Origin of the sequence: Nocardia altamirensis NBRC 108246, assembly GCF_001612685.1 — a bacterium.
In the GTDB taxonomy this organism is placed as follows: domain Bacteria; phylum Actinomycetota; class Actinomycetes; order Mycobacteriales; family Mycobacteriaceae; genus Nocardia; species Nocardia altamirensis.
This window is the reverse complement of sequence record NZ_BDAY01000086.1, coordinates 1-20952: the sequence shown is the minus strand read 5'-3', so window position 1 is coordinate 20952 and position 20952 is coordinate 1. Positions and strand designations below refer to the sequence as shown.

Here is a 20952-nt window from a genome sequence, read left to right as displayed (position 1 = left end):
ATCAGGCAGGCCTGCGCGGCTCCTCGACCGCGAGTGCGTCTGCCAGGCTGTTGAATACGGTGAGCAGCTTGTCCAAGCCGGTCACTTCGATCGGCCGCCGCACCGGTGGCGACGCCACCACGCGCAGGCTGCCCGCAGGCACCGACTCCGCAGCGACGAGCAGCACGCTCAGGCCTGCGGAACCGAAGAACTCCACCTGAGACAGGTCGACCACGAGAACTTCCGGCCGATCCTGTGCTGCTTGCTCCACCGCGGCCTGGAACTGCGGGGCCGATGCCATGTCGATCTCGCCGGTGATGGACAGGATGCGGGTGGCGTCCACCGAGCGCACTTCGGCCTCCAACGCCCTCGCCTTCCCGTCCGCGCTCATCGGGCACCCGCCCGAGCGCCGATGCCATTCACTGCCAACTCAGGGCTCGGTCGAACCGAGCCCGCTCCACCAAACCGGTTGCCTGGCATCGCCACTTCGCTACCTCCGACGCGTCGACTTCGCCGCACATCCGAGCAGTGCCTGCTCGAATCCGGCCACGTTTCGCTCGAGCCGGCGCGGAGATTCTCCATCGCGACAAACTACCGTAGGCCGCCGACCATCGCCGCCTCCGCCTCCGCACGGCGGGTCCGGCTCAGCGCACGCGGGCCGGCCGACGGTCCTCGGCGAAATCGAGTTCGAGGGTCACCGGAATGGCATCGACGGCCAAGGCCTCGCGCAGGCGGGGCACGGCGTGGCCGAGGATGCGACGACGCAGGTCGGCGATATCGGCACTCGGTTCGGCGGTGACAACCAGGTGTAGTTCGGGCGCGGTGCGCTCGCCCGACAACCAGGCGGCCGCGGAGCGCACGCCGGGGTAGCTCTCGATATCGGCGGCCACCGGCGCGGCGGCGGTGGACGACTCCAGCACGGTTGTCCCCGCGACTTCGCTGCCGCCGGTGCGCCAGGTGCGCGATTTCGGCATCCGGAACACCTGGGCCAGCAGCCAGCGCAGGCATAGCAGGCCGATCAGCAAGGCGATCGCGACCGCGACCACCAGCACCCAGGTCGGCGGCGCCGCGGTGCCGGGAACCACGGTGTCGCCAGCGTGGACCCACCGCAGTCGCCCGTAGTGCGCGGCAACGGCAAGTCCGCCTGCTGCGAACAGCAGCAGCCCGGTCAGTCCGAGCACGGTCCGGTTCAGTCCGGCGGGACGGTTCACCCGACTCATGAGGCCTGTCCCGTCTTCGGGCCGTGCAGCTTCGCGCGCACGTGGCGGACGGGCTGCGGGCTGATCTCCTGCACGCGGCGGGTCAGCGTGTCGCAGATCGCCTCGGGCATGCCGTCGGCGCCGGTCCGATCGGTGCGCGCCGACACCTTGACCGCGTTGCGCCGCAGCCGGATTCGAGCCGACCCGACACCGTCCACCGAGCGCGCGGTGCTGCGCAGTGCCGTGCGAAGGCCACCGCGGGTGACCCCTGCGATCAGCCCGTCGTCGGCGGCGAGCGGAAGCACGGCGGGCTTGCCCGGCCACAGCGCGAGGCCGAGCAACGCGAAACCGAGCACCATCGCGGCGATTCCGACGCCGAGCACCGGCACTTCGTTCCAGGTCATGCCGTGTAGGTCAGTCGCAACGGTGTCGTAGGCGAGGAACTCGTGTGCCCCGACCAAACGCTGGATCAGCGACACCGCCACCGCGACGCACAGCGCGAGGACGAGCACCGCGACCACGATCGCCGGAAGCACCCGGCGCGGCCTGCGTTTCATCGGATCCTCCTGCCCGCAACGGTTTCCGTGGTCAGCTCGGTCACCACGATGTCGACCGCGGTGACCGCGAGCCCGGTCAGCTCGCCGGTGCGGCGGACCAGATGTGCGCGGCACGCGTCGGCCACCCGATCGACCGGCGCCGGATAGGTGATCGGCAGCCGGACCTCCAGTGCGGCCCGGTCCGCGAACATCCGGGCGTCGACGTGCACATCGGCGCCGACGCCGGCCACCTCGCGGGCCGCCTGCGCCACGATCCGCCGGACCGCGCGCGGCGCGACCGTGGTGACGCCGGGATAGTCGACCGCGACGACGGCGGTCATCGCCTGCCCCTGCGCTGCGCCGACTGCAGCAGTCCGGCCAGGTCGAGCTCACCGTCGAGCCATCGGCCGACCACCAGGCCGAGCACCGCGAACAGCAGCACGATGGTGAACGCGCCGAATCCGCCGAAGGCGCCCGCGAATCCGAGGGCGATGCCGATCGCGAGGCAAATCGCTGTGGCGTTCATTTACTGCACCCGGCTACTCGGCGCCGGTTCGTCGTCTTCGCCCGGGATGTAGACGTCGTTGACGTTGATGTTCACCTCGACCACCACCAGCCCGGTCATCTGCTCGATCGCGGTAATTACGTTGCGGCGCACCGCACGTGCCAATTCGGCGATGGCGACGCCGTATTCGACGACCAATTCCAGGTCGACGGCGGCCTGGGTCTCGCCGACCTCGACCGAAACCCCTTGGCCGATACTGGCGGACGCGCCGGGGATGCGGTCCCGGATGGCGCCGAACGCCCTGGCCGCGCCGCCGCCGAGATCGTGCACGCCACGCACCTCGCGGGCGGCGAGCCCGGCCACCTTCTGCACGACGATATCGGCGATCGTGGTGGTGCCCTGATCGCTGGCCAGCTTGCTGTCCTTGTCGACCGCCGCGGTCCCGTTCTTCGGCTGGGTTTTGGTGTCGGTCGTCTTCTCCGTGGTGGTCGTCGCGTTCATCGGCTTCCTCCTGGTTTCCCTTGGGGTACAGCGGATATCTGATAGATGGACACCCGGTCGGGGCACATCGTCACGGACCGGATGGGGTGAGTCAGGTAACCCCCTCGCCGCCGAAAGCGACGGCGTCGAGTTCGACGACCACCAGTCGCAGGCGGGCGTCGGCCCATTCGGTCCCGGCCAACGCGGCACGGACGGCGGCCGTTGCCTTTTCGACCAGTGGCGCCAACGGCAGTGCCGCGGCGGCGACCCGCACTTCGACCAGGCCTGATCGCAGGTCGACCGCGAATCCTCGTGCGTCCCATGGAAACCAGGACGCGCTCTCGACACCGAGCGAGGTGGCGGGGCGGATACCGTCGATCGCGTCCAGCGCCTCGAGGATCGCGGCGGTGACGTCGACAGCACTCACCGCCGCTCCGGCTCGATATCGAGAATGGACACCGACACCTCGTCGACCTGCTGCCCGGTCTGCTCGAACACCACCCGCGAAACCTCCTGTTGCACTGCATGACCGACCACCGCCGCCGCGCGGGCGGCCGAAATCACCACATCCACCTGCACACTCAGCTCCCCCGCTGCGTTCTTGCGCACCCGGACGCCCTCCGATGCGGCCGGATCCACATTGGTCAAGCGCTGCTTGCCTGCCCGCACGAGCGTCGAGACCAGTCCGCGCACACCGGGTTCCAGCCGCACCACCCCCGGCGTCGCGCGCGCGGCCTGTGCGGCCACCGCGGCGATGACCGGGGCCTCGATCACCACCTCGGAGATGGCTTCAGTTGTCATCAGCAGGCGTCTCCCGTGGTGCGGTCGGTGTCGTAGACATCGGCGACCACCAAATCCAGCGTCGCCAGCTCCAATCCGGTCTGCGCGTCGAGTGCCGCCATGACCCGTTCCCGCACGATCGGCAGCGCTTCGCCGATCGTGGTGTGCCCGAATCCGATCGCGACCGACATCTCGACCTCGACCCGGTTCTCCCCGTCCATGCCCATGCCGACGCTGCGTACCCGGCAGTGCCTGGCGCGGACGCCGGGCACCGAATCCGCGGCATAGCGCAGCACCGCGGCGATGGCCTGCTCGCTGACTTCGACGGTGCCAGGCGCGGGGGTCGGCAGTCGCAATGTCCGGCCACGCCTGGCCTCGGCGCGGACCGCGGACATGATCCGGCTGGTCAGATCGGGCGGCGCCGGGTCAGGTTCGTCGATCAGCTCCTTGGTCGCGTCCCGCAGGGCAAGCAGGCTGTCCCTGGCGGAGCGGCAGTGCGGGCAGGTCTTCTCGTGTTCGTCGCCGAGTCCCGCCTCGACGGCGTCGAGGCGATCCCAGACCTGTTCGATCTCGCGGCCGCAGGGCAGCTGGTAGTCCTGTTCTGTCGTGCCGTTCACCGCCATGGATTCATCACCTCGGACAAATGAGCTCGTGCTCGGGCAATTCGGCCGCGCACCGCCGTCGTGTTCACCTCGACGATGTCGCCGATCTCCTCGTAGGACAGCCCGTGCACTTCGCGCAGCAGCCAGCAGGCGCGTTGTTCGGGCGTGAGCAGTTGCAGCGCCGCGGTCAACGCGGCCAATTGGGTGCTCACCTGCACGGCATGCTCGGGCTGGGTGTCCGAGCGTGGCGATTCGGTGATCTCGGGATCGACCTCGACCGTCGGGCGGCGGCCCCGGATCACGTTCAAACATCGGTTGGTCGTCATGCGATACAGCCAGCCGACAAAGGCGGCGTCGTCGTTGAGCTGAGGTAGTCGGCGCCACGCACCGAGAAACACCTCCTGGACCACATCCTCGGCATCCGCGCGATCGGCGAGCATCTTGACCGCGAGCCGGAACATCCTTGCCTGATAGCGCAGCACTAGCTGTTCATAGGCCCTCATGTCGCCGTCACGCGCCCTGCTCACCAGGGTCGCATCGTCCGGCGCGGTCTCGGCAACCGCTTCTTGTGTGGTCACAGCACCTCCTCCACCGCTCATCTGGATAGACACCGGGGATCGGAAACCGTCACGTTCAGTATGACGTGACCGTTGTCTCAGCGGTTGCTGCGTGCCCTTCCCGTGGCCGCCGTGTCCTTACAACGTGTGCATCCGACCGGATGCGCCGACGACACAGCGGAGGTTTCGATGTCTCTCAGCGACAAGATCGGCAACAAGGTCGACGAGTTCTCCGGCAAGGCCAAGGAAGCCGCCGGTACCGCGACCGGTGACGACGAGCTGCGGGCCGAGGGCAAGGCCGATCAGGCCGAAGCCGGGATCAAGGGCGCGGTGGACGACGTCAAGGACGCCATCGGTGACGCGGTGGACAAGGCGAAGCGGGCGTTCAGCAAGTAGCCCGGCTCGTGCGGCGTGCGCGTCTCGATGACCGCACGCCGCCCCGGCGCGAAGGAGATACTGCAATGACGAATCACCAACCGGCCAGAATCGCCGGTGTCGAACACGGCACCGCGTGGCTGGCCGCCGCCACCTGCCTGGCACTGATCATCGGGGTCGCGGCGCTCACCGCATCCGTCGCCGCAACGACCGTCGCGGGCGTCAGCATCGTGGCCGGGCTCGCACTCGTCCTGACGATCCTGCCGCGCCAGGCTTGAGGGGCAGTCATTCGCCGCGGCCCAATTGCCGAGGGCGCCTGCTGATTCGGCTGCGACGAGAGAACACGGTGCCGGTGACGGATCACGTCACCGGCACCGTAGCGTTGGCACGCTTTACTTCCGCTGGTCTTCCAGCGCGTCGTCGATCGCCGCGAGCGCATCGACGGGGGTGCGGTTCTTGCCGTGCTCATTCTTGCCGAGCTGGGGCCAGCCCTCGCCCTCCGGCCCGCGCAGCTGGATCCAGATATCGCGGGTCTTGTCCAGCAGCTCGCGCTGCTCGAACTCGTTCAGTGCGGACATGAATTCCTCCTCTATTCCGACGCCGCACGCCGCGGCGAAATCCTGGGGCGACATGGCGTAGGCGATGTTCATGTCGCAATCGCCGAACGGCGGGCAGCCCTCGGGCAGGCCACCGCCGTAGCCCTGGCCGTCGGTGTACTGGTGCGCGATCTGGCCGGGCAGGTTCGGGTTGCGGCCGTATCCGGCCCCGACCATGCGCAGTCCGTCCGGGCGTTCGGGCCACATGTCGAAGAAATCGCCCTGGTTCGCATAGCCGATCACGCGACGTCGGTCACCGAGCCAGTCGGTTAGCTGCCAGTACGCTCCGTTGATGCCGTCGGACTGGTTGCCCCGCGGATTCCCGCCGGACTCGAGGTCGATCATGGTGATCATGCGCCGGTGTGGGCCACCGGCCCGTTCCACCATCTCGCGATGCACGTTGACGGTCTCCAGCCAGTTCGGCCGCGAGTAGAAGTAGACGATGAAACATGCCAACCGGCCGGAATCTACGGCCTGACATGCCCATGCGTAATTCGCGGCGAAGTTCGGATCGCGAAAGTCGCCGTCGTTGGAACGGAAACTCAGGATTCCGAACGGATAGGAATCGTCTACCGGCACCTGAAAATATGACACGTCCGCGAAAAGACTGTCGACCATCTGATCTCCCTCGATTTCGTTTGCCCGAAATTTCCCCCGAGTCGTTTCCGTCGCGCCGAGCGCAGCACCGCACGCCCATGAGACGTCGATGAAACGCGGGTGAAGGGCGGTGGATGAAGACTCTTCGATGTACAGGAACTCCCCTCGCCGATTCGGCGCGACGGACCCATGTTGTCGCTGGTCCACCGCTCGGAGGAAGGTGTCGGTCGAATGAGCGAACCGGGCGTTCCATTTGTTGGACCACGAGCGATAAACAACGCACGTGCTCGGTTCGTTGCGTTATCTGCATGGGAGGACAGAGAGTGAGCGAAGCGACGATGGAGAAGGCGTCGGCCATGGGGGGCCGTGGTGTGCTCGAAGGGGCGTTCGCCCTATTGGAGGTACTCGCGCACGGTGATGAGAAGGGATTGACCGAGCTGGCGTCGGACGCCGGACTACCGAAAGCAACCGCATATCGGCTGCTCAATCAGTTGGTCGTCGAGGGGGCGGTCCAACGGCGGAGCGGGCGGTATCAGATCGGTCCCCGGGTCTATCGACTCGGCCAGACCTGGCAGCCTGCCCGACTGTTGCGGGCGGCGTCGGCACGACCGCTCGGACAACTGACGGCGGCCTCGGATCGCGGCGGGTTCAGCCTGTCGGTCACCGACCGGGGAAACACGATGCTCATCGGCGGGATCGGGCGCGAGATCGATGAGATCTTCCCGCTGCGCGCCGGGGTGCTGCTGCCCTCGGGCACCGCGGCCGAGCAGGTGCTCGCGATCGGCCACCCGACCACCACCGCGCCGGAGGGGTTCTCGTTGCGCGAGTGGAATCGGCAGGTCACCCTGGTGCGTGAACGCGGGCTTGCCTTCGACACCGACATGAGTCGCTTCGGGTTGGCGTGCGTCGCGGCGCCGGTGCGTGGGCCCTCCGGTGAGGTGGTCGCCGCGCTGGCGGGGACGCTGAGCGAGCTGCAACGCATCCCGGCGTTGGCGGAAGCGGTGTTGCGTGCGGCCGGAGTGGTGAGCGCGAATCTCACCAGGCTCCTGCGCTCACACGGAGCTATGTCACTCTGAAGAGCACCCCGAACGGCGTCTGAGTAGCGGACTACTCAGGCGCCGTTCGCGTTTTCGCGTACCTGGTGCGTGCGGCGCGAGCGGTTGAGACGCGTGAAATCTGACATGACACGTAGACGAGGTCGTGTGTTACCGACCGGATGGGGTGATCGGTGTGCCCGCACACCAGACGGTGGTGATGCGGCGGGTAGCGCGGATGTCGGCGAGCGGATTGCCGTCGAGGAGCACGAGATCGGCGCGTTTGCCCGGCGCGATGACGCCGCGATCGGTGAGGCCGAAATGCTCGGCGGGCAGGATGGTGGCGGCGCGCAGTGCCTCCGCCGGGGGTAGGCCCGCGGTGACGAGCAACTCCAGTTCGCGATGCAGGGAGGCGCCGTGTTGCGGCTGAAACGGTGCGCCCGGTGTGCTGTTGGCGTCGGTGCCCGCCAGGATCGGGACACCGCGGCTGTGCAGCGACGCGACGGTGGCCAGGCAGTCGGCGAACCCGAGGCGGCCCAAAGCCGTTGCGATGCCTTGCATCATGACCAGGGTGGGGATGGCGACGCGGCCCTCGGCGGACATCCGGCGGACGTTCTCAGCCGGGAGTTGCCCGTCTCCCGGTACGTGCGTGACGAAGTCGACGCCGACATCCAACGCGAGGGCGTACGCGCCCAAAGATGCTGCGTGCGCGACGATTCGGCGGTTCATGGCATGCGCGGCCGCCACCACCGCCTTGGCGGTCGCCTCGTCGGGGCCGCCGTCACCCGGCGCCTCGAGCACGAGCTTGAGATAGTCCGCGCCTGTCGCGACGCGCTCGGCGACCATCGCCTCGGCCTCCTCTGGCCCGCGGATGACGGCGGCCTCGGCCAGGCCGGGCATCTTGGCGTGCATGCCGCCCGCGCCGATGATCGGCGGGCCCGCGCTGCGAATGTCGGTGGTGCCCTGGCGGTTACGCAGTCCGGTGAGTTGTTCCGCAGGCCAGGTGGCCATGTCCAGCGCGGTGGTCACGCCGTGCGCGGCGAACGCGTCGAGCGACTCCGGACCGGACAGGTGCACGTGGGCGTCGATGAAACCGGGCAGCAGGATCGCGCCGCGCGCGTCGACCGGTTCGGCGCCGCCTGGATCGGTGCCGAGCACGGCGCCGTCGATCACCACCGTCGTCGGCTGGGTCAGGCCGTAGCCGTCGAAGACGCGAACGTTGTGCAGGGCGGTTTTACCGGCCGCTGGGGAGTCGACAGTCACGCAAAGCCTCCGGTGCGGTTGTCATGCCGAAGCGGGGCGGTTGCGTCCCGCCAGAGCACGGTAACGCCTAATCGGCGATTCGGGCACCGGTCACCGGGTGGAACAAGTGGACTGTGCCTGGATTCGTGACCTCCAGGTTGATCGACTCGGCCAGTTTGGCCGGTGCCCGCATCCCCGAGCGCGCGACGAAGGTGAACGCTTCGCCGTCGAGGCCGGTGACCTGGGTGCCGGGAATCCTGGCGTAGACGTAGGACTCGCTGCCGAGCTCCTCGATCAGTTCGACGGTGACGGTGAAACCGGCGCCGTCGCGGCGCTCCGAGACGGGAGCCGCCTGCGCGAGTGGGCGCAGTGCGAGCTGCTCGGGGCGGATGCCGACGGTCACGGTGTCCAGGCCCGCCTCGGCCAGCGCGGTGATCCGGTCCCGCGGCAGTTCCACTGTGCTGCCGCCGATCTCGACGCCGCCCGCGACGATCGGGACCGTGAGCAGGTTCATCGACGGCGAGCCGATGAAACCGGCGACGAACGCGGTGGCAGGCCGGTCGTAGAGCTCGGCGGGCGTGCTGAACTGCTGCAGCCTGCCGTCGCGCAGCACCGCGACGCGATCGCCCATGGTCATCGCCTCGACCTGATCGTGGGTGACGTACACCGTGGTGGTGCCGAGCCTGCGCTGCAGCGCGGCGATCTGGGTGCGGGTCTGCACCCGCAGCTTGGCGTCGAGATTGCTCAGCGGCTCGTCCATGCAGAACACGCGCGGCTCCCGCACGATCGCGCGGCCCATCGCGACCCGTTGCCGTTGGCCTCCGGACAGTTTCGCGGGTTTACGGTCGAGGTACGGCGTGAGGCCGAGCAGCTCCGCGGCCTCGGCGACCCGCTGCTTGCGTTCGGCCAGCGGCACTTTGAGCATCTTGAGCGCGAAACCCATGTTCTCGCCGACGGTCTTGTTCGGATAGAGCGCATAGTTCTGGAAGACCATGGCGATGTCGCGATCCTTGGACGGCACACCGAGCATGTCCGCGCCGTCGATGCGGATCGATCCGGCATCGATCTCCTCCAAGCCGGCGAGCATGCGCAGCGCCGTTGACTTCCCCGAGCCGGAAGGCCCGACCAGGACGATGAATTCGCCGTCGGCGATGTCCAAGTCGAGCGAGTCGACGGCGAGGGTGTCCGCACCGGGATATACGCAAGACGCCGAGTCGTAACTGATGGTGGCCATGGATCTTTCCTTACTTGATGGCGCCGAACGAGAGACCGCGCACCAGCTTGTTCTGCGCGATCCACCCGGCAAGGACAACGGGCAGCGCGGTGAGCACCGCTGCCGCCGACAACCGGGCCCAGTACAGGCCCTCCCCCGTGATGAAGCCGACCAGGAACACCGGAATCGTCTGTGCCTGAACGGCAGTCAGGTTGACCGCGAAGAAGAATTCGTTCCACGAGAAGATGACGCAGATCAATGCGGTGGCGGCGATGCCAGGCGAGACGAGCGGCAGGATCACCTCGCGCACCGCGGTCAACAGACCCGCACCGTCCATGCTCGCTGCCTCGAGCAGTTCACTCGGCACCTCGAGGAAGAACGAGCGCATCATCCAGACCGCGATCGGCAGATTCATCGCGGTGTAGAGGATGACGAGCGCCCAAATGTTGTCCAGCAGGCCGATATCGCCGACGATCACGTACAGCGGGACGATCGCCGCGACCACCGGCAACATCTTGGTGCCGATGAAGAAGAACAGCGCGTCCTGGGTGCGCCGCACCGGCCGCAGCGAGAGCGCGAACGCGGCGGGCAGGCCGAGCAGCAGCACCAGAATCGTCGACATCGCGGTGGCGAAGGTGGAATTCAGCAAGGTGGTGCCGATGCCGCTGTCCAGGACCGCCGAGAACTGGTCGAGGGTCGGGGTGAAGATCAGCTTCGGCGGGTCGGTGTAGGCGTCGCCCTCCTGTTTGAACGCCGTCAGCACCATCCACAGCACCGGGAAGAAGAAGCCGATGCCGACCACCCAGGCCAGCGCACTCCAGACCATGCCGGTCCGGTTGCGGCGCTTGCGCACCGGAACACCTTCCGCCACAGTGGGTTTCCCGACGCGGGCAGGGGAAGTCATGCCGCCTCCTCTTTTCCGGTGAACGACTTGAACAGCAGGCGCAACGCCAAGGTCGCGACGATGGTGGTGGCGATGACGGTGACCACACCCATCGCGGCCGCCTGGCCGATGTCGAAGCCGAGGAAGGCGCGCTGATAGATGTAGAAGGGCAGGTTGGAACTCGCGATGCCGGGCCCGCCCGAGGTCATCATGTACACCGCGTCGAAGGTGTTCACCAGGTAGATGGCGCCGAGCACGGCCCCGAGTTCGATGAAGCGGCGCAGATGCGGCAGCGTGAGCTCACGGAACACGGCGAACGAGGTGGCGCCGTCGACCCGCGCGGCCTCGACGATGTCGCGCGGCATCGACTGCAGCCCGGCCAGGATCAGCAACATCATGAACGGGGTCCACTGCCACACCAGGTCGGCCATCACCGCGGGCAGCGGATATTTACTCACCCAGTCGATCTGGCCGACGCCGAACGGTTTCAGCACGAAGTTGACCAGGCCGAAGACCGGGTCGAGCATGGTCGTCTTCCAGATCAACGCTGCCGCAACGGGAGTCACCAGGAACGGCGTGATCAGCAGGGTGCGCACCACGCCGCGCCCGAAGAACGCCCGATCCAGCAGCAACGCGAGCAGCAGTCCGAGGATCACCGAGATGATGACGGTGCCGACGATCATGATCACCGTGTTGAGCGCGACCTGCCGGAACTGGCTGTCCCGGAACACATCCGCGTAGTTCTGCAGACCGGTGAAATGTCGCGAGCCCGGCCGGACCAGGTTCCACGACTGCGTCGAGTAGTACAGCGTGAACACGAACGGCAACTGGGTGACCACGAGCATGAAGATCAGCGCGGGCAGCAGCGGACCCCGGCGGCGCCAGCCTTCGGCACGGGAGATCCGATCCCGGCGAGAGACGAGGTTTCGCGGCGGCGCGGCGTCCGGTGCGGCGTGAGTGGCGCGCGCGGTGGTGGTTTCAGACATGACTACTGGCTCTCTCGATACGACCGACCGACCACCTCGGCGTACTGCTGAGCCTGGTCGAGTGCGGCGCGGACGCTGATCCGGCCCGCCACCGCCGCGCTGATCTGCTGGCTCACCCTGGTACCGAGATCCTGGAACTCCGGAATGGTGAGGAACTGGATGCCGGTGTACGGAACCGGCCGTGTCCCTGGGTGTTCCGGGTCGACGCCCTCCATCGCCGACAACGTGAGCGGCCCGTACGCCTTCGATGCCTCCCGATATTCGGGGATCTGATAGGTGGACTGGCGGCTGCCCGGCGGCACATGCGACCAGCCGAGTCGCTCGCCGACCATCCTGATGTAGGGCTTGCCGGTCATCCACGAGACGAATTTCCATGCGGCGTCGGGCTTGTCGCTGGTCTTCGGGATGCCGAGCGACCAGGTGTAGAGCCACCCGGAGTTCGGCTTCTCGCGCACCGGGGCGAGCGCGTAGCCGATCTTGCCGACCACCTTGCTCGATGCAGGATCCTCGAGCACCGAGACGGCGGAGGTCGCGTCGTACCACATCGCGGTGTTGCCCTGGGCGAGTTGCGTTGCGCATTCGCCGAAGCCGCTGGTTGCCGCGCCGGGCTGGCCGTGCGTGCGCACCAGGTCGACGTAGAACTCTACGGCCCGAACAACTTCGGGGCTGGTGAGCTGAGCGTGCCAGTTCTCGTCGAACCAGCGCCCACCGAAGGTGTTGATCACCGTGTTGAGCGGGGCGAGGGATTCGCCCCAGCCCGGCTTGCCGCGCAGGCAGATGCCGGAGCGCCCGCCCGCCGGGTCGTCGAGTTTCGCCGCGGCGGCGGCCACCTGGTCCCAGGTCGGCTCGGCAGGCATGGTGAGCCCGGCCTGTTCGAGCAGGTCCTTGCGGTACATCAGGAACGACGACTCGCCGTAGAACGGCACCGAGTACATCGCGCCCTGATAGGACAACGACTTTCGCAGCGACGGGATGAAATCCTGCTCGTCGTAGCCAGGGGTGTTCCGTGCGTAGGCGGACAGGTCGGTCAGCCAACCGTTCTCGGCCCACTGCGGCGTCTCGTAGTTGCTGATCATGACCACGTCGAATTCACCGCCGCCGGTCGCGACCGATGCGGTGATCTTGGCGCGGGCCTCGTTCTCCGACAGTGAGACGAACTTCAGGGTGGTGCCCGGGTTTTCGCGCTCGAACTCGCTCGACAGCGTGATCGCGTCGCGCATCTGCGAGTTGGACACGATGGCGATGGTGACCGGATCGCCGCCACCGGAGGTGAAGGTGCCTGCGCCCGCGCAGCCGCCCGCGGCGAGGACAGCCGAAACGGCCAGTGCCAGTGTGCGTTTTCTTCTGGGGCTATGCCTGCTCATCGGCCGCGCCCTCCTTCTGTTCCAGCAGCCACCGCGCGCATTCGAGGTCGGTGACGAGGATCTTGGCCAGCCCGCCGCGCAGTGCGCCGAGCGTGGCGTGATGTTTGGCCGCACCGCCGGAGATCAGCACGGTCGAGCGGCAGGCGCGCACGGCGTCGAGACCGACCGAAACGGTGCGTGCGGCAAGCGATCCCGCGACGTCGCTGCCGTCGGCGTGGAAGAACCGGCCGCCGATCTCGCCGACCGCGCCGAGGCCGTGCAGTTCGTCGAGGATCGCGGTGTCGAGGTAGCTGCCCTCGAACAGCGTGGTCGCGGTGGAGACCGTGCCGACGCCGAACATCATCACGTCGGCGGCGCGGCCGAGTGCCATCGCGCGGCCGAGCACCGAATCCTGGGCCAGCGCGGTGACGGTCGCGGAATCGGCGTAGAGCGGGGCGAGCAGCCGGACCGGGGTGGCCTGCAGGACAGTGGCGCAGCGGCCGAGGGTGTAGTCGACACCGGTTTGGTAGTCGATCGAGGTCATCGATCCGTCGAGCTGCACGACAGTGGCGCAGCGCGCGGACTTCGTGCCCAGTTCGTGTGCGACGGCGATGGTCTCCGGGCCCCAGGTGAATCCGAGTGTGTCGTCGGGTTGCAGCCTGCGGGCCAGCACGCCGACGGCCGCGCGGGCCAGCGGCACCAGACCGGAGGGCGAGCCGTCGGGTATCTCGCCGAGCACGACGGCCTCGGTCAGTCCGAACGCGGCCTCCAGCTCCGACTCGACGTCGGTGTGCACGGTCGCGCGCAGGTCGTCGGGGACGCTGATCTCGATGCGCACCAATCCCTGCGCGCGGGCCCGTGCGATGAGCCTGCCCGCGGTCGGCCGCGAAACACCCAGTTTGGCCGCGATTTCGGCTTGCGTGGCGCCCTCGAGGTGATACAGCTGCGCGGCCCGCAACGCGAGCCTGACGTCATCCGAGGCGCTCGGCCGGGATGGGACGGTGGCCACATGGCCTCCTCATCGAGTCCAGGCAGTGTCTGAGCATCTGCTCAGCGTGTGATCTACTGCTCATAGAGGGTAGCATCCGATTTGTGACGTACACAACATTTGTGGGGTGAGCATGACTTGGGACACAGCTCTGCCGCTGCGCGCCGCTACCCTGCGGGAGCTCGACTCCCGCATCGCGACACCGGCCTACGACCGAACCGGAATCAGCACCGGCATCGTGCATTTCGGGGTCGGCGGGTTTCATCGGGCACATCAGGCGATGTACCTCGACCGGCTGCTCAGCGCGGGCGACGCCAGGGAGTGGGGCATCTGCGGGGTCGGCGTGCTGCCTGCCGACCAGCGGATGCGGGACGCGCTGCGGGCGCAGGACGATCTGTACACGCTGTCCGTCCTCGCGCCGGACGGCTCGTGGACCACGCGGGTGATCGGCTCGATCGTCGAATACCTGTACGCGCCAGATGATCCCGAGGCGGTGCTGGCCAAGCTCGCCGACCCGGCCACCCGCATCGTTTCGCTCACGGTCACCGAAGGCGGGTACCACTTCTCGGCGACCACCGGCGCGTTCGACCCCGACGATCCGGCGATCCAGGCCGACCTCGCGCCGAATGCGGTGCCCGCCACCATCTTCGGCCTGATCATCGAAGGCCTGGCCCGGCGCAGAGCACGCGGCATCGCACCGTTCACGGTGCTGTCGTGCGACAACATCGAAGGGAACGGTCACGTGGCGCGCACCACGTTCGGCACGTTCGCCCGGCTGCGCAATCCCGATCTCGGCGAGTGGGTCGCACAGGAGGTGTGCTTCCCGAACTCGATGGTGGATCGAATCACGCCGGTTACGCCGCCGAGTGCCGCGGCCGAGGTCGAGCGGCGCTACGGGGTGGTCGACCGGTGGCCGGTGGTCACCGAGCCGTTCACCCAATGGGTGCTGGAGGATTCGTTCACCCTCGGCCGCCCCGACTACGGCGCGGTCGGCGTGCAGCTGGTCGCGGACGTGGCGCCCTACGAGCTGATGAAGCTGCGGCTGCTGAACGCGAGCCACCAGGCGCTGGCCTACTTCGGGTACCTCAGCGGGTATCGACTGGTGCACGACGCGGCACAGGATCCGGCGTTTCGCCGATTCCTGTTGCGGTACATGGACAGCGAGGCGACACCGACGCTGCTGCCGGTGCCCGGCGTCGATCTCGATCAGTACAAGCAGACGCTCATCGAACGCTTCGCCAACCCGGCGATCGGCGACACCGTGGCGCGGCTGTGCGCGGAATCATCGGACCGGATACCGAAATGGGTGCTGCCGGTGATCCGCAACCGGCTCGCCGACGACGGCGAGATCACCTGTGCGGCAGCAATTGTCGCCAGCTGGGCCCGCTATGCCGAAGGCATCGATGAGCAGGGCCAGCCGATCGACATCGTCGACCGGCTGCACGCGCGCCTCACCCCGCTGGCGCGTCGCCAGCGCGAGGATCGCACCGCATTCCTCAGTGACCGTTCGGTATTCGGCGATCTCATCGACGAACCGCGTTTCGTGCGCGCCTACGTCGCAACGCTGGATTCGTTGTATGCCAACGGGGCTCGCGCCACGGTGGCGAAACTGGCCGGCTGACCGCTCAGAGCGGCGTGATCCGGGCGACGGCGTGGGGTTCGTCAGCGACGGTGAACCAAATATCGAGCGCCGAGCCACTCCGCGTGGCGACCAGGTGCACGCTGTCACCGGTGCGCAACGGTTTCGCGTACTCGATGACGGCACGATGCGGACCCGACTCGAGGTCGGTGTGGTCGGCCAGCACCTCCTCGACACCGCTCAGGTAGACCGCGTTGTTGACGTGATCGAGCATGTCGATGTCGGTGACCCGCAACGGGAAGGGCCGCACGTCGCCGTCGGCCGGCGGCGGATCGCTCAAGGCGGCCTTCCAGCGCAGCCGATGCTCGGTCGTGTGGGCAAGCATCGGCTCCAGGAAGCGGTCGCTCATCCGCGCGGGCACGCCGGATTCGGTGCCGAAATGGATGATGAAGGCCTCGGTCTCGATGAGGCCGCCGCTGCTCCCGCAGATCTGCACCCGCATGTTGCACCAGCGGGTGGACAAGCCGGAACACCAGCGGCGCAGGGTGACCCGCTCGCCGAACTGGATCGGCTTCAGCACGTCGATCACGGTGCGGCGCACCACCCAGCCGCGGTGCGTATCGCCGTCCGGCACCGCGTCGAGGTGTTCGAACCCGATGTCCTGCAGGTAGCGGGCAATGGCGTCGAGCCGAAGGCGTTGGTTGCCGTCGGTGTCGGCGAGGCGCACCGGCCACCCGGTTTCGAAGGGGGTCACGGTGATCGGACGTTCCGGCAGCACGCTGGGAATGACCATGTGCGGATACTGCCAGGTCGGCCCCGCCCGACGCACGGCGGCACGGTCAGAGTGTTGTGCAACACACACTTCGCCGGAGGCGCGACGTGGATCACTCGACGGGTTGACTCTGACACCGTGTGAGGCCGTTGCCTGGGCCGATAGACGCATATATCGGCGCAGGACCGTACTGCTCCAGCAATTCCCTGGCAATGCTGCTCGGCGATCGAGCACCGTCGACCGCCGTGCTCGAAACGTTGACCGGCGCGCCGTTCGGCGCCGAGCTGGTCGGCGGGACGATGCCGTACCTCAGCCCCGTCGGGTGGCATCCGGAGCCCGCACGAAAAGCCCCGGGCGGCGATGCTCGATCGCAGCCCGGGGCTCGTGCGTTGGTCCTCGACCTACTTCTTGTTGCGTTCCCGCTTCTCCCTGACGCGCACCGAGATACGCACCGGCGAGCCGTCGAAGTTGAATTCCTCACGGAGCCTGCGCTCCAGGAACCGGCGGTAGCCCGCCTCCAGGAATCCGGTGGTGAACAAGACGAACGTCGGCGGACGGGTCGACGCCTGGGTCGCGAACATGACGCGCGGCAGTCGCCCGCCACGCATCGGCGGCGGCGTCGCCGCGACGACCTCCTTGAGCCAGTTGTTCAGGCGGCCGGTGGAAATGCGCTTGTCCCACGATTCGAGCGCAGTTTCCATGGCGGGCACCAACTTCTGCACCGCGCGGCCGGTGTGCGCGGAGATGTTCACCCGCTGCGCCCACGGCACCCGGACCAGATCCCGGTCGACCTCACGGTCCAGCTGCAGCCGGCGATCCTCGTCGACCAGGTCCCACTTGTTGAAGGCAAGCACCAGCGCGCGACCGGAGTCGGCCACCATGCTGATCACCCGCAGATCCTGCTCGGTGATCGGCTCGGCGGCATCGACCAGCATGATCGCGACCTCGGACGCCTCCAGCGCCGCCTTGGTGCGCAGCGAGGCATAGAACTCGGTGCCGCTGGCATGGGAGACCTTGCGCCGCAAACCGGCCGTATCGACGAATTTCCAGATCTTGCCGCCCAATTGGACGAGCGAGTCGACCGGATCGACGGTGGTGCCCGCGACATCGTGCACCACCGAGCGCTCGTCGCCGGCCAGCTTGTTCAACAGGCTCGACTTGCCCACATTGGGCTTGCCGACCAGGGCAACGCGGCGCGGGCCCGTCCCACCGGTGCCCTCGCGCGGAGTCTCCGGCAGCACCGCGAGCACGTCGTCGAGCAGATCGCCGGTGCCGCGGCCGTGCGCGGCGCTGACCATCCTCGGCTCGCCGAGACCGAGCGACCACAGTGCGGCAGCCTCGGATTCGACGCGCTCGTCGTCAACCTTGTTGGCCACCAAGATGACCGGGATCTTGGAGCGGCGCAGCTTGCGCACCGCCGCCTCGTCGGTGGCAGTGGCGCCGACCACGGCGTCGACCACGAGCAGGATCGCGTCCGCGGTCTCCATGGCCACCTCGGCCTGCCTGGCCACCGACTGCTGCAGACCCTTGGCGTCTGGCTCCCAGCCGCCGGTGTCCTGCACGAGGAAGCGACGACCGGACCAGTTGGCCTCGTAGGAAATTCGGTCGCGGGTCACCCCGGGAATATCCTCGACCACGGCCTCACGGCGGCCGATGATGCGGTTCACCAAGGTCGACTTGCCGACATTCGGCCTGCCGACCACGGCGAGCGTCGGCATCGCCAGCTGCTCGTCACCGTCGAACTCGCTGTCGAAATCGACGAGCTCCCACTCGGTTTCGTCACTCCAGATGCCGTCGCCGGCCATTACGTCTTCCGTCATTGCGCGCCTCCCGGCCTACTCGTCGAGATCTGCTGCGCGACAACGCGATACAGCTCGTCGATGACCTCATCCATGTTCAGGTCGCTGGTGTCGACCAGCACTGCGTCGTCGGCCGGACGCAGTGGGGACACCTTGCGGGTGGAATCGAGGGTGTCGCGACGCTGCACGTCGGCGAGCACGGCCTCGTAGTCGTCGCCGCGGCCTTCGGCGATGTTCTGCTGGTTGCGCCGGTGCGCGCGGGCCTCGGCCGAAGCGGTCAGGTAGATCTTGGCGTCCGCGTCGGTCAGCACCACGGTGCCGATATCGCGACCCTCGACCACGATTCGCTCTGCGGCACTGGTGAGCTCGCGTTGCAGTGCGACGAGCAGATCACGGACCTCGGGCACCGCGGAGACCGCGGACACGGCCTTGGTGACCGCGTCGCCACGGATCTCCGAGGACACGTCCTCGCCGTCGAGCTGGATCACCTCACGCCGCGGATCGGTGCCGATGGACAGCGGCAGCTCCTTGACCGCGGCACCGATGGCGGCCGCATCGGTCAGCTCGACACCTGCCCGCAGCACGCGCAGCGTCGCCACCCGATACATGGCGCCGGTATCGAGATAGCGGGCGCCGAGCCGGGTGGCGAGACGGCGCGAGACGCTGGACTTACCGGTACCGGACGGGCCGTCCATCGCGACGACGAGCGGACTCGTCCCCGACAGCAGACGCGGGGCCTCGACCGGAATCTCCACACCCATCACAACGACACCGCCTCGTAGAGTTTGCCGATTTCCGAGCGACCGAGCACGCGCAACGTGCCAGGGCGCTGGTCGCCGAGTGCGACCGGACCGATATTCGTGCGCACCAACCGGTTCACCGGATGGCCGACCGCGTCGAGCAGCCTGCGCACGATGTGCTTACGCCCTTCGTGCAACACCAGTTTCACCAAGGAACGTCCCTCGCCCAATTCGAGCACCTGGAAGCTGTCGACCTTCGCGGGACCGTCTTCGAGTTCGATGCCGTCCTTGAGCTTCTTGCCGATCGACTTGTGCACCTCGCCGTTCACCGTCGCGAGATAGGTCTTGGACACCTGGAAGGACGGGTGCATGAGCCGGTGCGCGAGATCACCGTCGTTGGTGAGCAGCAGCAGGCCCTCGGTGTCGGCGTCGAGACGTCCGACATGGAACAGGCGCTGGCCCGCCGCGATGCGCTCGGCGACGATATCGCCGACACAGGGGCGGCCGAGATCGTCGGACATGGTGGACTGCCAGCCCTTCGGCTTGTTCAGCACCACATGCACCAGTTCTTCGCGCACCATCACTCGGGTGCCGTCCACGCGAACGACAGCGACCTGCGGATCGATGCGCAGGCCCTGCTCGACGACGATGGCGCCGTCGACCTCGACGCGGCCCTGGGCGATCATCTCCTCGGCGGCGCGACGAGACGCCACCCCGGCCTTGGCGAGGACCTTCTGCAAACGCTCGCCCTCGCCCCACGGCATCTTGACGTGGCCTTCCGAAACGGCAGGCTCGGTGTGCTGACGCTTGGCAGGCTTGGCGTTGCTGAGGTGCGGTGCCGAGGTGGTCTGGCGCTGCGGCTTGGGATTCTTCTTCTTGCCGGTCGGCGCAGGCTGGGTGGCGCGGCGCTGCGGGATGCCGCCGGCGCCCCACTGGGTCGCGCCTTGCGCCGGACCGCGACCGGTGGCGCGAGAAGTGTTGCCGCCCTGCGAGTTTCCGCGCTGAGCAGTGCCGCCCTTGGCGGCGTCGGTGCGGCCGCGGTAGGAGTCGCCTTCGGTGCGACCGCGATAAGCGTTGCCGCCCTGCGCATCAGCGTTGCGCGAGCCGGCGCGAGCGTCGCCGCGATAAGCGTTGCCGTCCTGCGAGTTTCCGCGGTAGGCGGCGCCGCGCGGGGTGGCTGACGAGGCGCTGCCTCGATAGCCGGGCGCGCTCTGCGTGCCGCGCTGGGCACTGCCCTGAGCGGACCCGCGGTAGTCGCCGCGCGAAGCGCCGCGTTCTGTTCCTCGAGCCGCACCACGGGTGCCTGCGTCTCGGGCTGCGCCACCCCTGACGGGCTGGTCGCTGCGTTTCCTACGATCCGGTGTGCCATCTCGGCGAGCGGGCGTATTCATTTTGTCCCGTCATTCTTCGGTTCCGAGATCCAAATCGGCCTCGGCGGGTTTCTTCAGCCTGGTGTAACGGGGGTCCGTATCCAGGCTCTCGTTGATCTCATCGATCAGGTCGACGCCGGGGAGCAGCGGCGCCAGTGGCGGCAGGTCGGTCAGCGACGCGAGGCCGATCCGTTCCAGGAACAACTCGGTCGTGACGTACATCGTCCCGTTGGTTTCCGGGTCGACGCCTGCCTCGGCGAGCAAGCCCCTGGCCAGCAGCGTGCGCATCACCCCGTCGACATTCACACCGCGCACCGCGCTGACCCTGGTCCGGGTCACCGGCTGACGGTATGCCACCACCGCCAGCGTTTCCAACGCCGCCCGCGTCAACTTGGTGCGGGCGCCATCGAGCAGCACCCGTTCCACATATGGCGCGTACTCGCTGCGAGTATAGAAGCGCCACCCGTCCCCCACGAAACGCAGATCGATCCCGCTACCCCGCGCGGACAGCTCAGCGGACAACTCCCGCAACACTCCGTCCACCCGCTCGGTGGTGTCGTCGAGGGCCGCCGCCAGCTGCTCTACCGGGGCCGGAGCGTCCACCACGAGCAACATCGCCTCCAGCGCGGAGCGGAACTCGTCGTCCTCGAGACGCTCCGGGGTGAACTCCGACACTGTGTCGTCGGCAACGTCGGATGAGTCGGTTGATTCGGCAGCGGCAGCCAGAACGTCGGCCGAGTCATCGGCAGACGGGGCATCGGCCGAGTCGGCGGCAGACGGGGCATCGGCTGTGTCGG

26 protein-coding genes are annotated in these 20952 nt (G+C 67.8%); 4 read left to right on the top strand and 22 right to left on the bottom strand.

Annotation, left to right across the window (positions count from 1 at the left end):
* Nucleotide 1 precedes the first annotated feature (1 nt).
* From NA11_RS35285 to NA11_RS35240, 10 genes are all read right to left on the bottom strand, one after another.
* Complete coding sequence (locus NA11_RS35285; protein WP_084655325.1) at nucleotides 2–370, bottom strand: STAS domain-containing protein; 369 nt, start codon at nucleotides 368–370, stop codon at nucleotides 2–4.
* Between the two features lie 253 nt (nucleotides 371–623).
* Nucleotides 624–1199: a hypothetical protein gene (locus tag NA11_RS35280; protein WP_069166411.1), complete on the bottom strand. Its 576-nt coding sequence runs from the start codon at nucleotides 1197–1199 to the stop codon at nucleotides 624–626.
* Nucleotides 1196–1735, bottom strand: coding sequence for a DUF6286 domain-containing protein (locus tag NA11_RS35275; RefSeq protein WP_069166410.1), 540 nt, complete (start codon nucleotides 1733–1735; stop codon nucleotides 1196–1198). The genes NA11_RS35280 and NA11_RS35275 overlap by 4 nt, the downstream gene beginning before the upstream one ends.
* Nucleotides 1732–2055: an Asp23/Gls24 family envelope stress response protein gene (locus NA11_RS35270; RefSeq protein ID WP_069166409.1), complete on the bottom strand. Its 324-nt coding sequence runs from the start codon at nucleotides 2053–2055 to the stop codon at nucleotides 1732–1734. Before NA11_RS35270 ends, NA11_RS35275 begins: the two co-directional genes overlap by 4 nt.
* Entirely contained in the window at nucleotides 2052–2240 is a 189-nt protein-coding gene (locus NA11_RS35265) for a hypothetical protein (protein ID WP_069166408.1), read from the bottom strand. The genes NA11_RS35270 and NA11_RS35265 overlap by 4 nt, the downstream gene beginning before the upstream one ends.
* Nucleotides 2241–2720 (bottom strand): Asp23/Gls24 family envelope stress response protein, encoded by a 480-nt coding sequence (locus NA11_RS35260; protein WP_069166407.1) that lies wholly within the window; start codon nucleotides 2718–2720, stop codon nucleotides 2241–2243.
* 91 nt (nucleotides 2721–2811) lie between these two features.
* Nucleotides 2812–3126 carry a hypothetical protein gene (locus NA11_RS35255; RefSeq protein ID WP_069166406.1) on the bottom strand — a complete coding sequence of 105 codons (315 nt, stop codon included), beginning with the start codon at nucleotides 3124–3126 and terminating at the stop codon, nucleotides 2812–2814.
* Entirely contained in the window at nucleotides 3123–3500 is a 378-nt protein-coding gene (locus NA11_RS35250) for an Asp23/Gls24 family envelope stress response protein (protein WP_069166405.1), read from the bottom strand. Before NA11_RS35250 ends, NA11_RS35255 begins: the two co-directional genes overlap by 4 nt.
* On the bottom strand, nucleotides 3500–4102 hold the full coding sequence (locus NA11_RS35245) for an Asp23/Gls24 family envelope stress response protein (protein ID WP_069166404.1): 603 nt from the start codon (nucleotides 4100–4102) through the stop codon (nucleotides 3500–3502). Before NA11_RS35245 ends, NA11_RS35250 begins: the two co-directional genes overlap by 1 nt.
* A complete protein-coding gene (locus NA11_RS35240) occupies nucleotides 4093–4659 on the bottom strand; it encodes an RNA polymerase sigma factor (protein WP_245746420.1) in 567 nt (188 codons plus the stop codon). The genes NA11_RS35245 and NA11_RS35240 overlap by 10 nt, the downstream gene beginning before the upstream one ends.
* A gap of 168 nt (nucleotides 4660–4827) precedes the next feature.
* On the opposite strand from NA11_RS35240, the gene NA11_RS35235 reads away from it, so the two are divergent.
* The gene (locus NA11_RS35235) at nucleotides 4828–5034 is read left to right on the top strand and encodes a CsbD family protein (protein WP_069166419.1); all 207 of its coding nucleotides are present in this window, start codon (nucleotides 4828–4830) and stop codon (nucleotides 5032–5034) included.
* 65 nt (nucleotides 5035–5099) lie between these two features.
* Nucleotides 5100–5291, top strand: a complete 192-nt coding sequence (locus NA11_RS35230) for a hypothetical protein (RefSeq protein ID WP_069166402.1) — start codon at nucleotides 5100–5102, stop codon at nucleotides 5289–5291.
* Nucleotides 5292–5405: 114 nt separating this feature from the next.
* Here NA11_RS35230 and NA11_RS35225 read toward each other — a convergent pair whose 3' ends face one another.
* A complete protein-coding gene (locus NA11_RS35225) occupies nucleotides 5406–6227 on the bottom strand; it encodes a hypothetical protein (protein ID WP_069166401.1) in 822 nt (273 codons plus the stop codon).
* A 302-nt stretch (nucleotides 6228–6529) separates the two neighbouring features.
* Between NA11_RS35225 and NA11_RS35220 the strand changes: the two genes are divergently transcribed.
* Nucleotides 6530–7282 carry an IclR family transcriptional regulator gene (locus NA11_RS35220; protein ID WP_084655323.1) on the top strand — a complete coding sequence of 251 codons (753 nt, stop codon included), beginning with the start codon at nucleotides 6530–6532 and terminating at the stop codon, nucleotides 7280–7282.
* Nucleotides 7283–7411: 129 nt separating this feature from the next.
* Here the strand turns inward: NA11_RS35220 and NA11_RS35215 are convergent, their stop codons facing one another.
* The 6 genes from NA11_RS35215 to NA11_RS35190 all read right to left on the bottom strand — a co-directional run bounded on the left by NA11_RS35215 (nucleotide 7412) and on the right by NA11_RS35190 (nucleotide 13916).
* Nucleotides 7412–8503, bottom strand: coding sequence for an amidohydrolase family protein (locus tag NA11_RS35215; protein ID WP_069166400.1), 1092 nt, complete (start codon nucleotides 8501–8503; stop codon nucleotides 7412–7414).
* Between the two features lie 67 nt (nucleotides 8504–8570).
* Complete coding sequence (locus NA11_RS35210) at nucleotides 8571–9716, bottom strand: ABC transporter ATP-binding protein (protein WP_069166399.1); 1146 nt, start codon at nucleotides 9714–9716, stop codon at nucleotides 8571–8573.
* Between the two features lie 10 nt (nucleotides 9717–9726).
* Nucleotides 9727–10521: a carbohydrate ABC transporter permease gene (locus tag NA11_RS35205; RefSeq protein WP_439957131.1), complete on the bottom strand. Its 795-nt coding sequence runs from the start codon at nucleotides 10519–10521 to the stop codon at nucleotides 9727–9729.
* Between the two features lie 74 nt (nucleotides 10522–10595).
* A complete protein-coding gene (locus NA11_RS35200; RefSeq protein ID WP_069166397.1) occupies nucleotides 10596–11564 on the bottom strand; it encodes a carbohydrate ABC transporter permease in 969 nt (322 codons plus the stop codon).
* Between the two features lie 2 nt (nucleotides 11565–11566).
* Nucleotides 11567–12928: an ABC transporter substrate-binding protein gene (locus NA11_RS35195; RefSeq protein ID WP_069166396.1), complete on the bottom strand. Its 1362-nt coding sequence runs from the start codon at nucleotides 12926–12928 to the stop codon at nucleotides 11567–11569.
* The gene (locus NA11_RS35190; RefSeq protein WP_069166395.1) at nucleotides 12915–13916 is read right to left on the bottom strand and encodes a sugar-binding transcriptional regulator; all 1002 of its coding nucleotides are present in this window, start codon (nucleotides 13914–13916) and stop codon (nucleotides 12915–12917) included. Before NA11_RS35190 ends, NA11_RS35195 begins: the two co-directional genes overlap by 14 nt.
* A gap of 130 nt (nucleotides 13917–14046) precedes the next feature.
* On the opposite strand from NA11_RS35190, the gene NA11_RS35185 reads away from it, so the two are divergent.
* Nucleotides 14047–15516, top strand: coding sequence for a mannitol dehydrogenase family protein (locus NA11_RS35185; protein ID WP_069166417.1), 1470 nt, complete (start codon nucleotides 14047–14049; stop codon nucleotides 15514–15516).
* A gap of 4 nt (nucleotides 15517–15520) precedes the next feature.
* On the opposite strand, the gene NA11_RS35180 is transcribed toward NA11_RS35185, so the two are convergent.
* The 5 genes from NA11_RS35180 to scpB form a co-directional block, all read right to left on the bottom strand.
* Nucleotides 15521–16267 carry an acyl-[acyl-carrier-protein] thioesterase gene (locus NA11_RS35180; RefSeq protein WP_069166394.1) on the bottom strand — a complete coding sequence of 249 codons (747 nt, stop codon included), beginning with the start codon at nucleotides 16265–16267 and terminating at the stop codon, nucleotides 15521–15523.
* Between the two features lie 380 nt (nucleotides 16268–16647).
* Nucleotides 16648–18066, bottom strand: a complete 1419-nt coding sequence (gene der, locus NA11_RS35175) for a ribosome biogenesis GTPase Der (RefSeq protein WP_069166393.1) — start codon at nucleotides 18064–18066, stop codon at nucleotides 16648–16650.
* A complete protein-coding gene (gene cmk / locus NA11_RS35170) occupies nucleotides 18063–18806 on the bottom strand; it encodes a (d)CMP kinase (protein ID WP_069166392.1) in 744 nt (247 codons plus the stop codon). Before cmk ends, der begins: the two co-directional genes overlap by 4 nt.
* Entirely contained in the window at nucleotides 18806–20176 is a 1371-nt protein-coding gene (locus tag NA11_RS45960; protein ID WP_084655322.1) for a pseudouridine synthase, read from the bottom strand. The genes cmk and NA11_RS45960 overlap by 1 nt, the downstream gene beginning before the upstream one ends.
* A gap of 9 nt (nucleotides 20177–20185) precedes the next feature.
* Entirely contained in the window at nucleotides 20186–20881 is a 696-nt protein-coding gene (gene scpB, locus NA11_RS35160) for an SMC-Scp complex subunit ScpB (RefSeq protein WP_084655326.1), read from the bottom strand.
* Nucleotides 20882–20952 lie beyond the last annotated feature (71 nt).

Excerpts from the sequence above, each read along its gene's own strand:
- NA11_RS35205 (WP_439957131.1), bottom strand. The coding sequence starts at position 10,521 with ATGGTCTGGAGTGCGCTGGCCTGGGTGGTCGGCATCGGCTTCTTCTTC.
- NA11_RS35230 (WP_069166402.1), top strand. The coding sequence starts at position 5,100 with ATGACGAATCACCAACCGGCCAGAATCGCCGGTGTCGAACACGGCACC.
- NA11_RS35235 (WP_069166419.1), top strand. The coding sequence starts at position 4,828 with ATGTCTCTCAGCGACAAGATCGGCAACAAGGTCGACGAGTTCTCCGGC.
- NA11_RS35285 (WP_084655325.1), bottom strand. The coding sequence starts at position 370 with ATGAGCGCGGACGGGAAGGCGAGGGCGTTGGAGGCCGAAGTGCGCTCG.
- NA11_RS35250 (WP_069166405.1), bottom strand. The coding sequence starts at position 3,500 with ATGACAACTGAAGCCATCTCCGAGGTGGTGATCGAGGCCCCGGTCATC.
- NA11_RS35200 (WP_069166397.1), bottom strand. The coding sequence starts at position 11,564 with ATGTCTGAAACCACCACCGCGCGCGCCACTCACGCCGCACCGGACGCC.
- NA11_RS35260 (WP_069166407.1), bottom strand. The coding sequence starts at position 2,720 with ATGAACGCGACGACCACCACGGAGAAGACGACCGACACCAAAACCCAG.
- NA11_RS35225 (WP_069166401.1), bottom strand. The coding sequence starts at position 6,227 with ATGGTCGACAGTCTTTTCGCGGACGTGTCATATTTTCAGGTGCCGGTA.
- NA11_RS35270 (WP_069166409.1), bottom strand. The coding sequence starts at position 2,055 with ATGACCGCCGTCGTCGCGGTCGACTATCCCGGCGTCACCACGGTCGCG.
- NA11_RS35280 (WP_069166411.1), bottom strand. The coding sequence starts at position 1,199 with ATGAGTCGGGTGAACCGTCCCGCCGGACTGAACCGGACCGTGCTCGGA.
- NA11_RS35180 (WP_069166394.1), bottom strand. The coding sequence starts at position 16,267 with ATGGTCATTCCCAGCGTGCTGCCGGAACGTCCGATCACCGTGACCCCC.
- NA11_RS35195 (WP_069166396.1), bottom strand. The coding sequence starts at position 12,928 with ATGAGCAGGCATAGCCCCAGAAGAAAACGCACACTGGCACTGGCCGTT.
- cmk (WP_069166392.1), bottom strand. The coding sequence starts at position 18,806 with ATGGGTGTGGAGATTCCGGTCGAGGCCCCGCGTCTGCTGTCGGGGACG.
- NA11_RS35275 (WP_069166410.1), bottom strand. The coding sequence starts at position 1,735 with ATGAAACGCAGGCCGCGCCGGGTGCTTCCGGCGATCGTGGTCGCGGTG.
- NA11_RS35245 (WP_069166404.1), bottom strand. The coding sequence starts at position 4,102 with ATGGCGGTGAACGGCACGACAGAACAGGACTACCAGCTGCCCTGCGGC.
- NA11_RS35265 (WP_069166408.1), bottom strand. The coding sequence starts at position 2,240 with ATGAACGCCACAGCGATTTGCCTCGCGATCGGCATCGCCCTCGGATTC.
- der (WP_069166393.1), bottom strand. The coding sequence starts at position 18,066 with ATGACGGAAGACGTAATGGCCGGCGACGGCATCTGGAGTGACGAAACC.
- NA11_RS45960 (WP_084655322.1), bottom strand. The coding sequence starts at position 20,176 with ATGAATACGCCCGCTCGCCGAGATGGCACACCGGATCGTAGGAAACGC.
- NA11_RS35210 (WP_069166399.1), bottom strand. The coding sequence starts at position 9,716 with ATGGCCACCATCAGTTACGACTCGGCGTCTTGCGTATATCCCGGTGCG.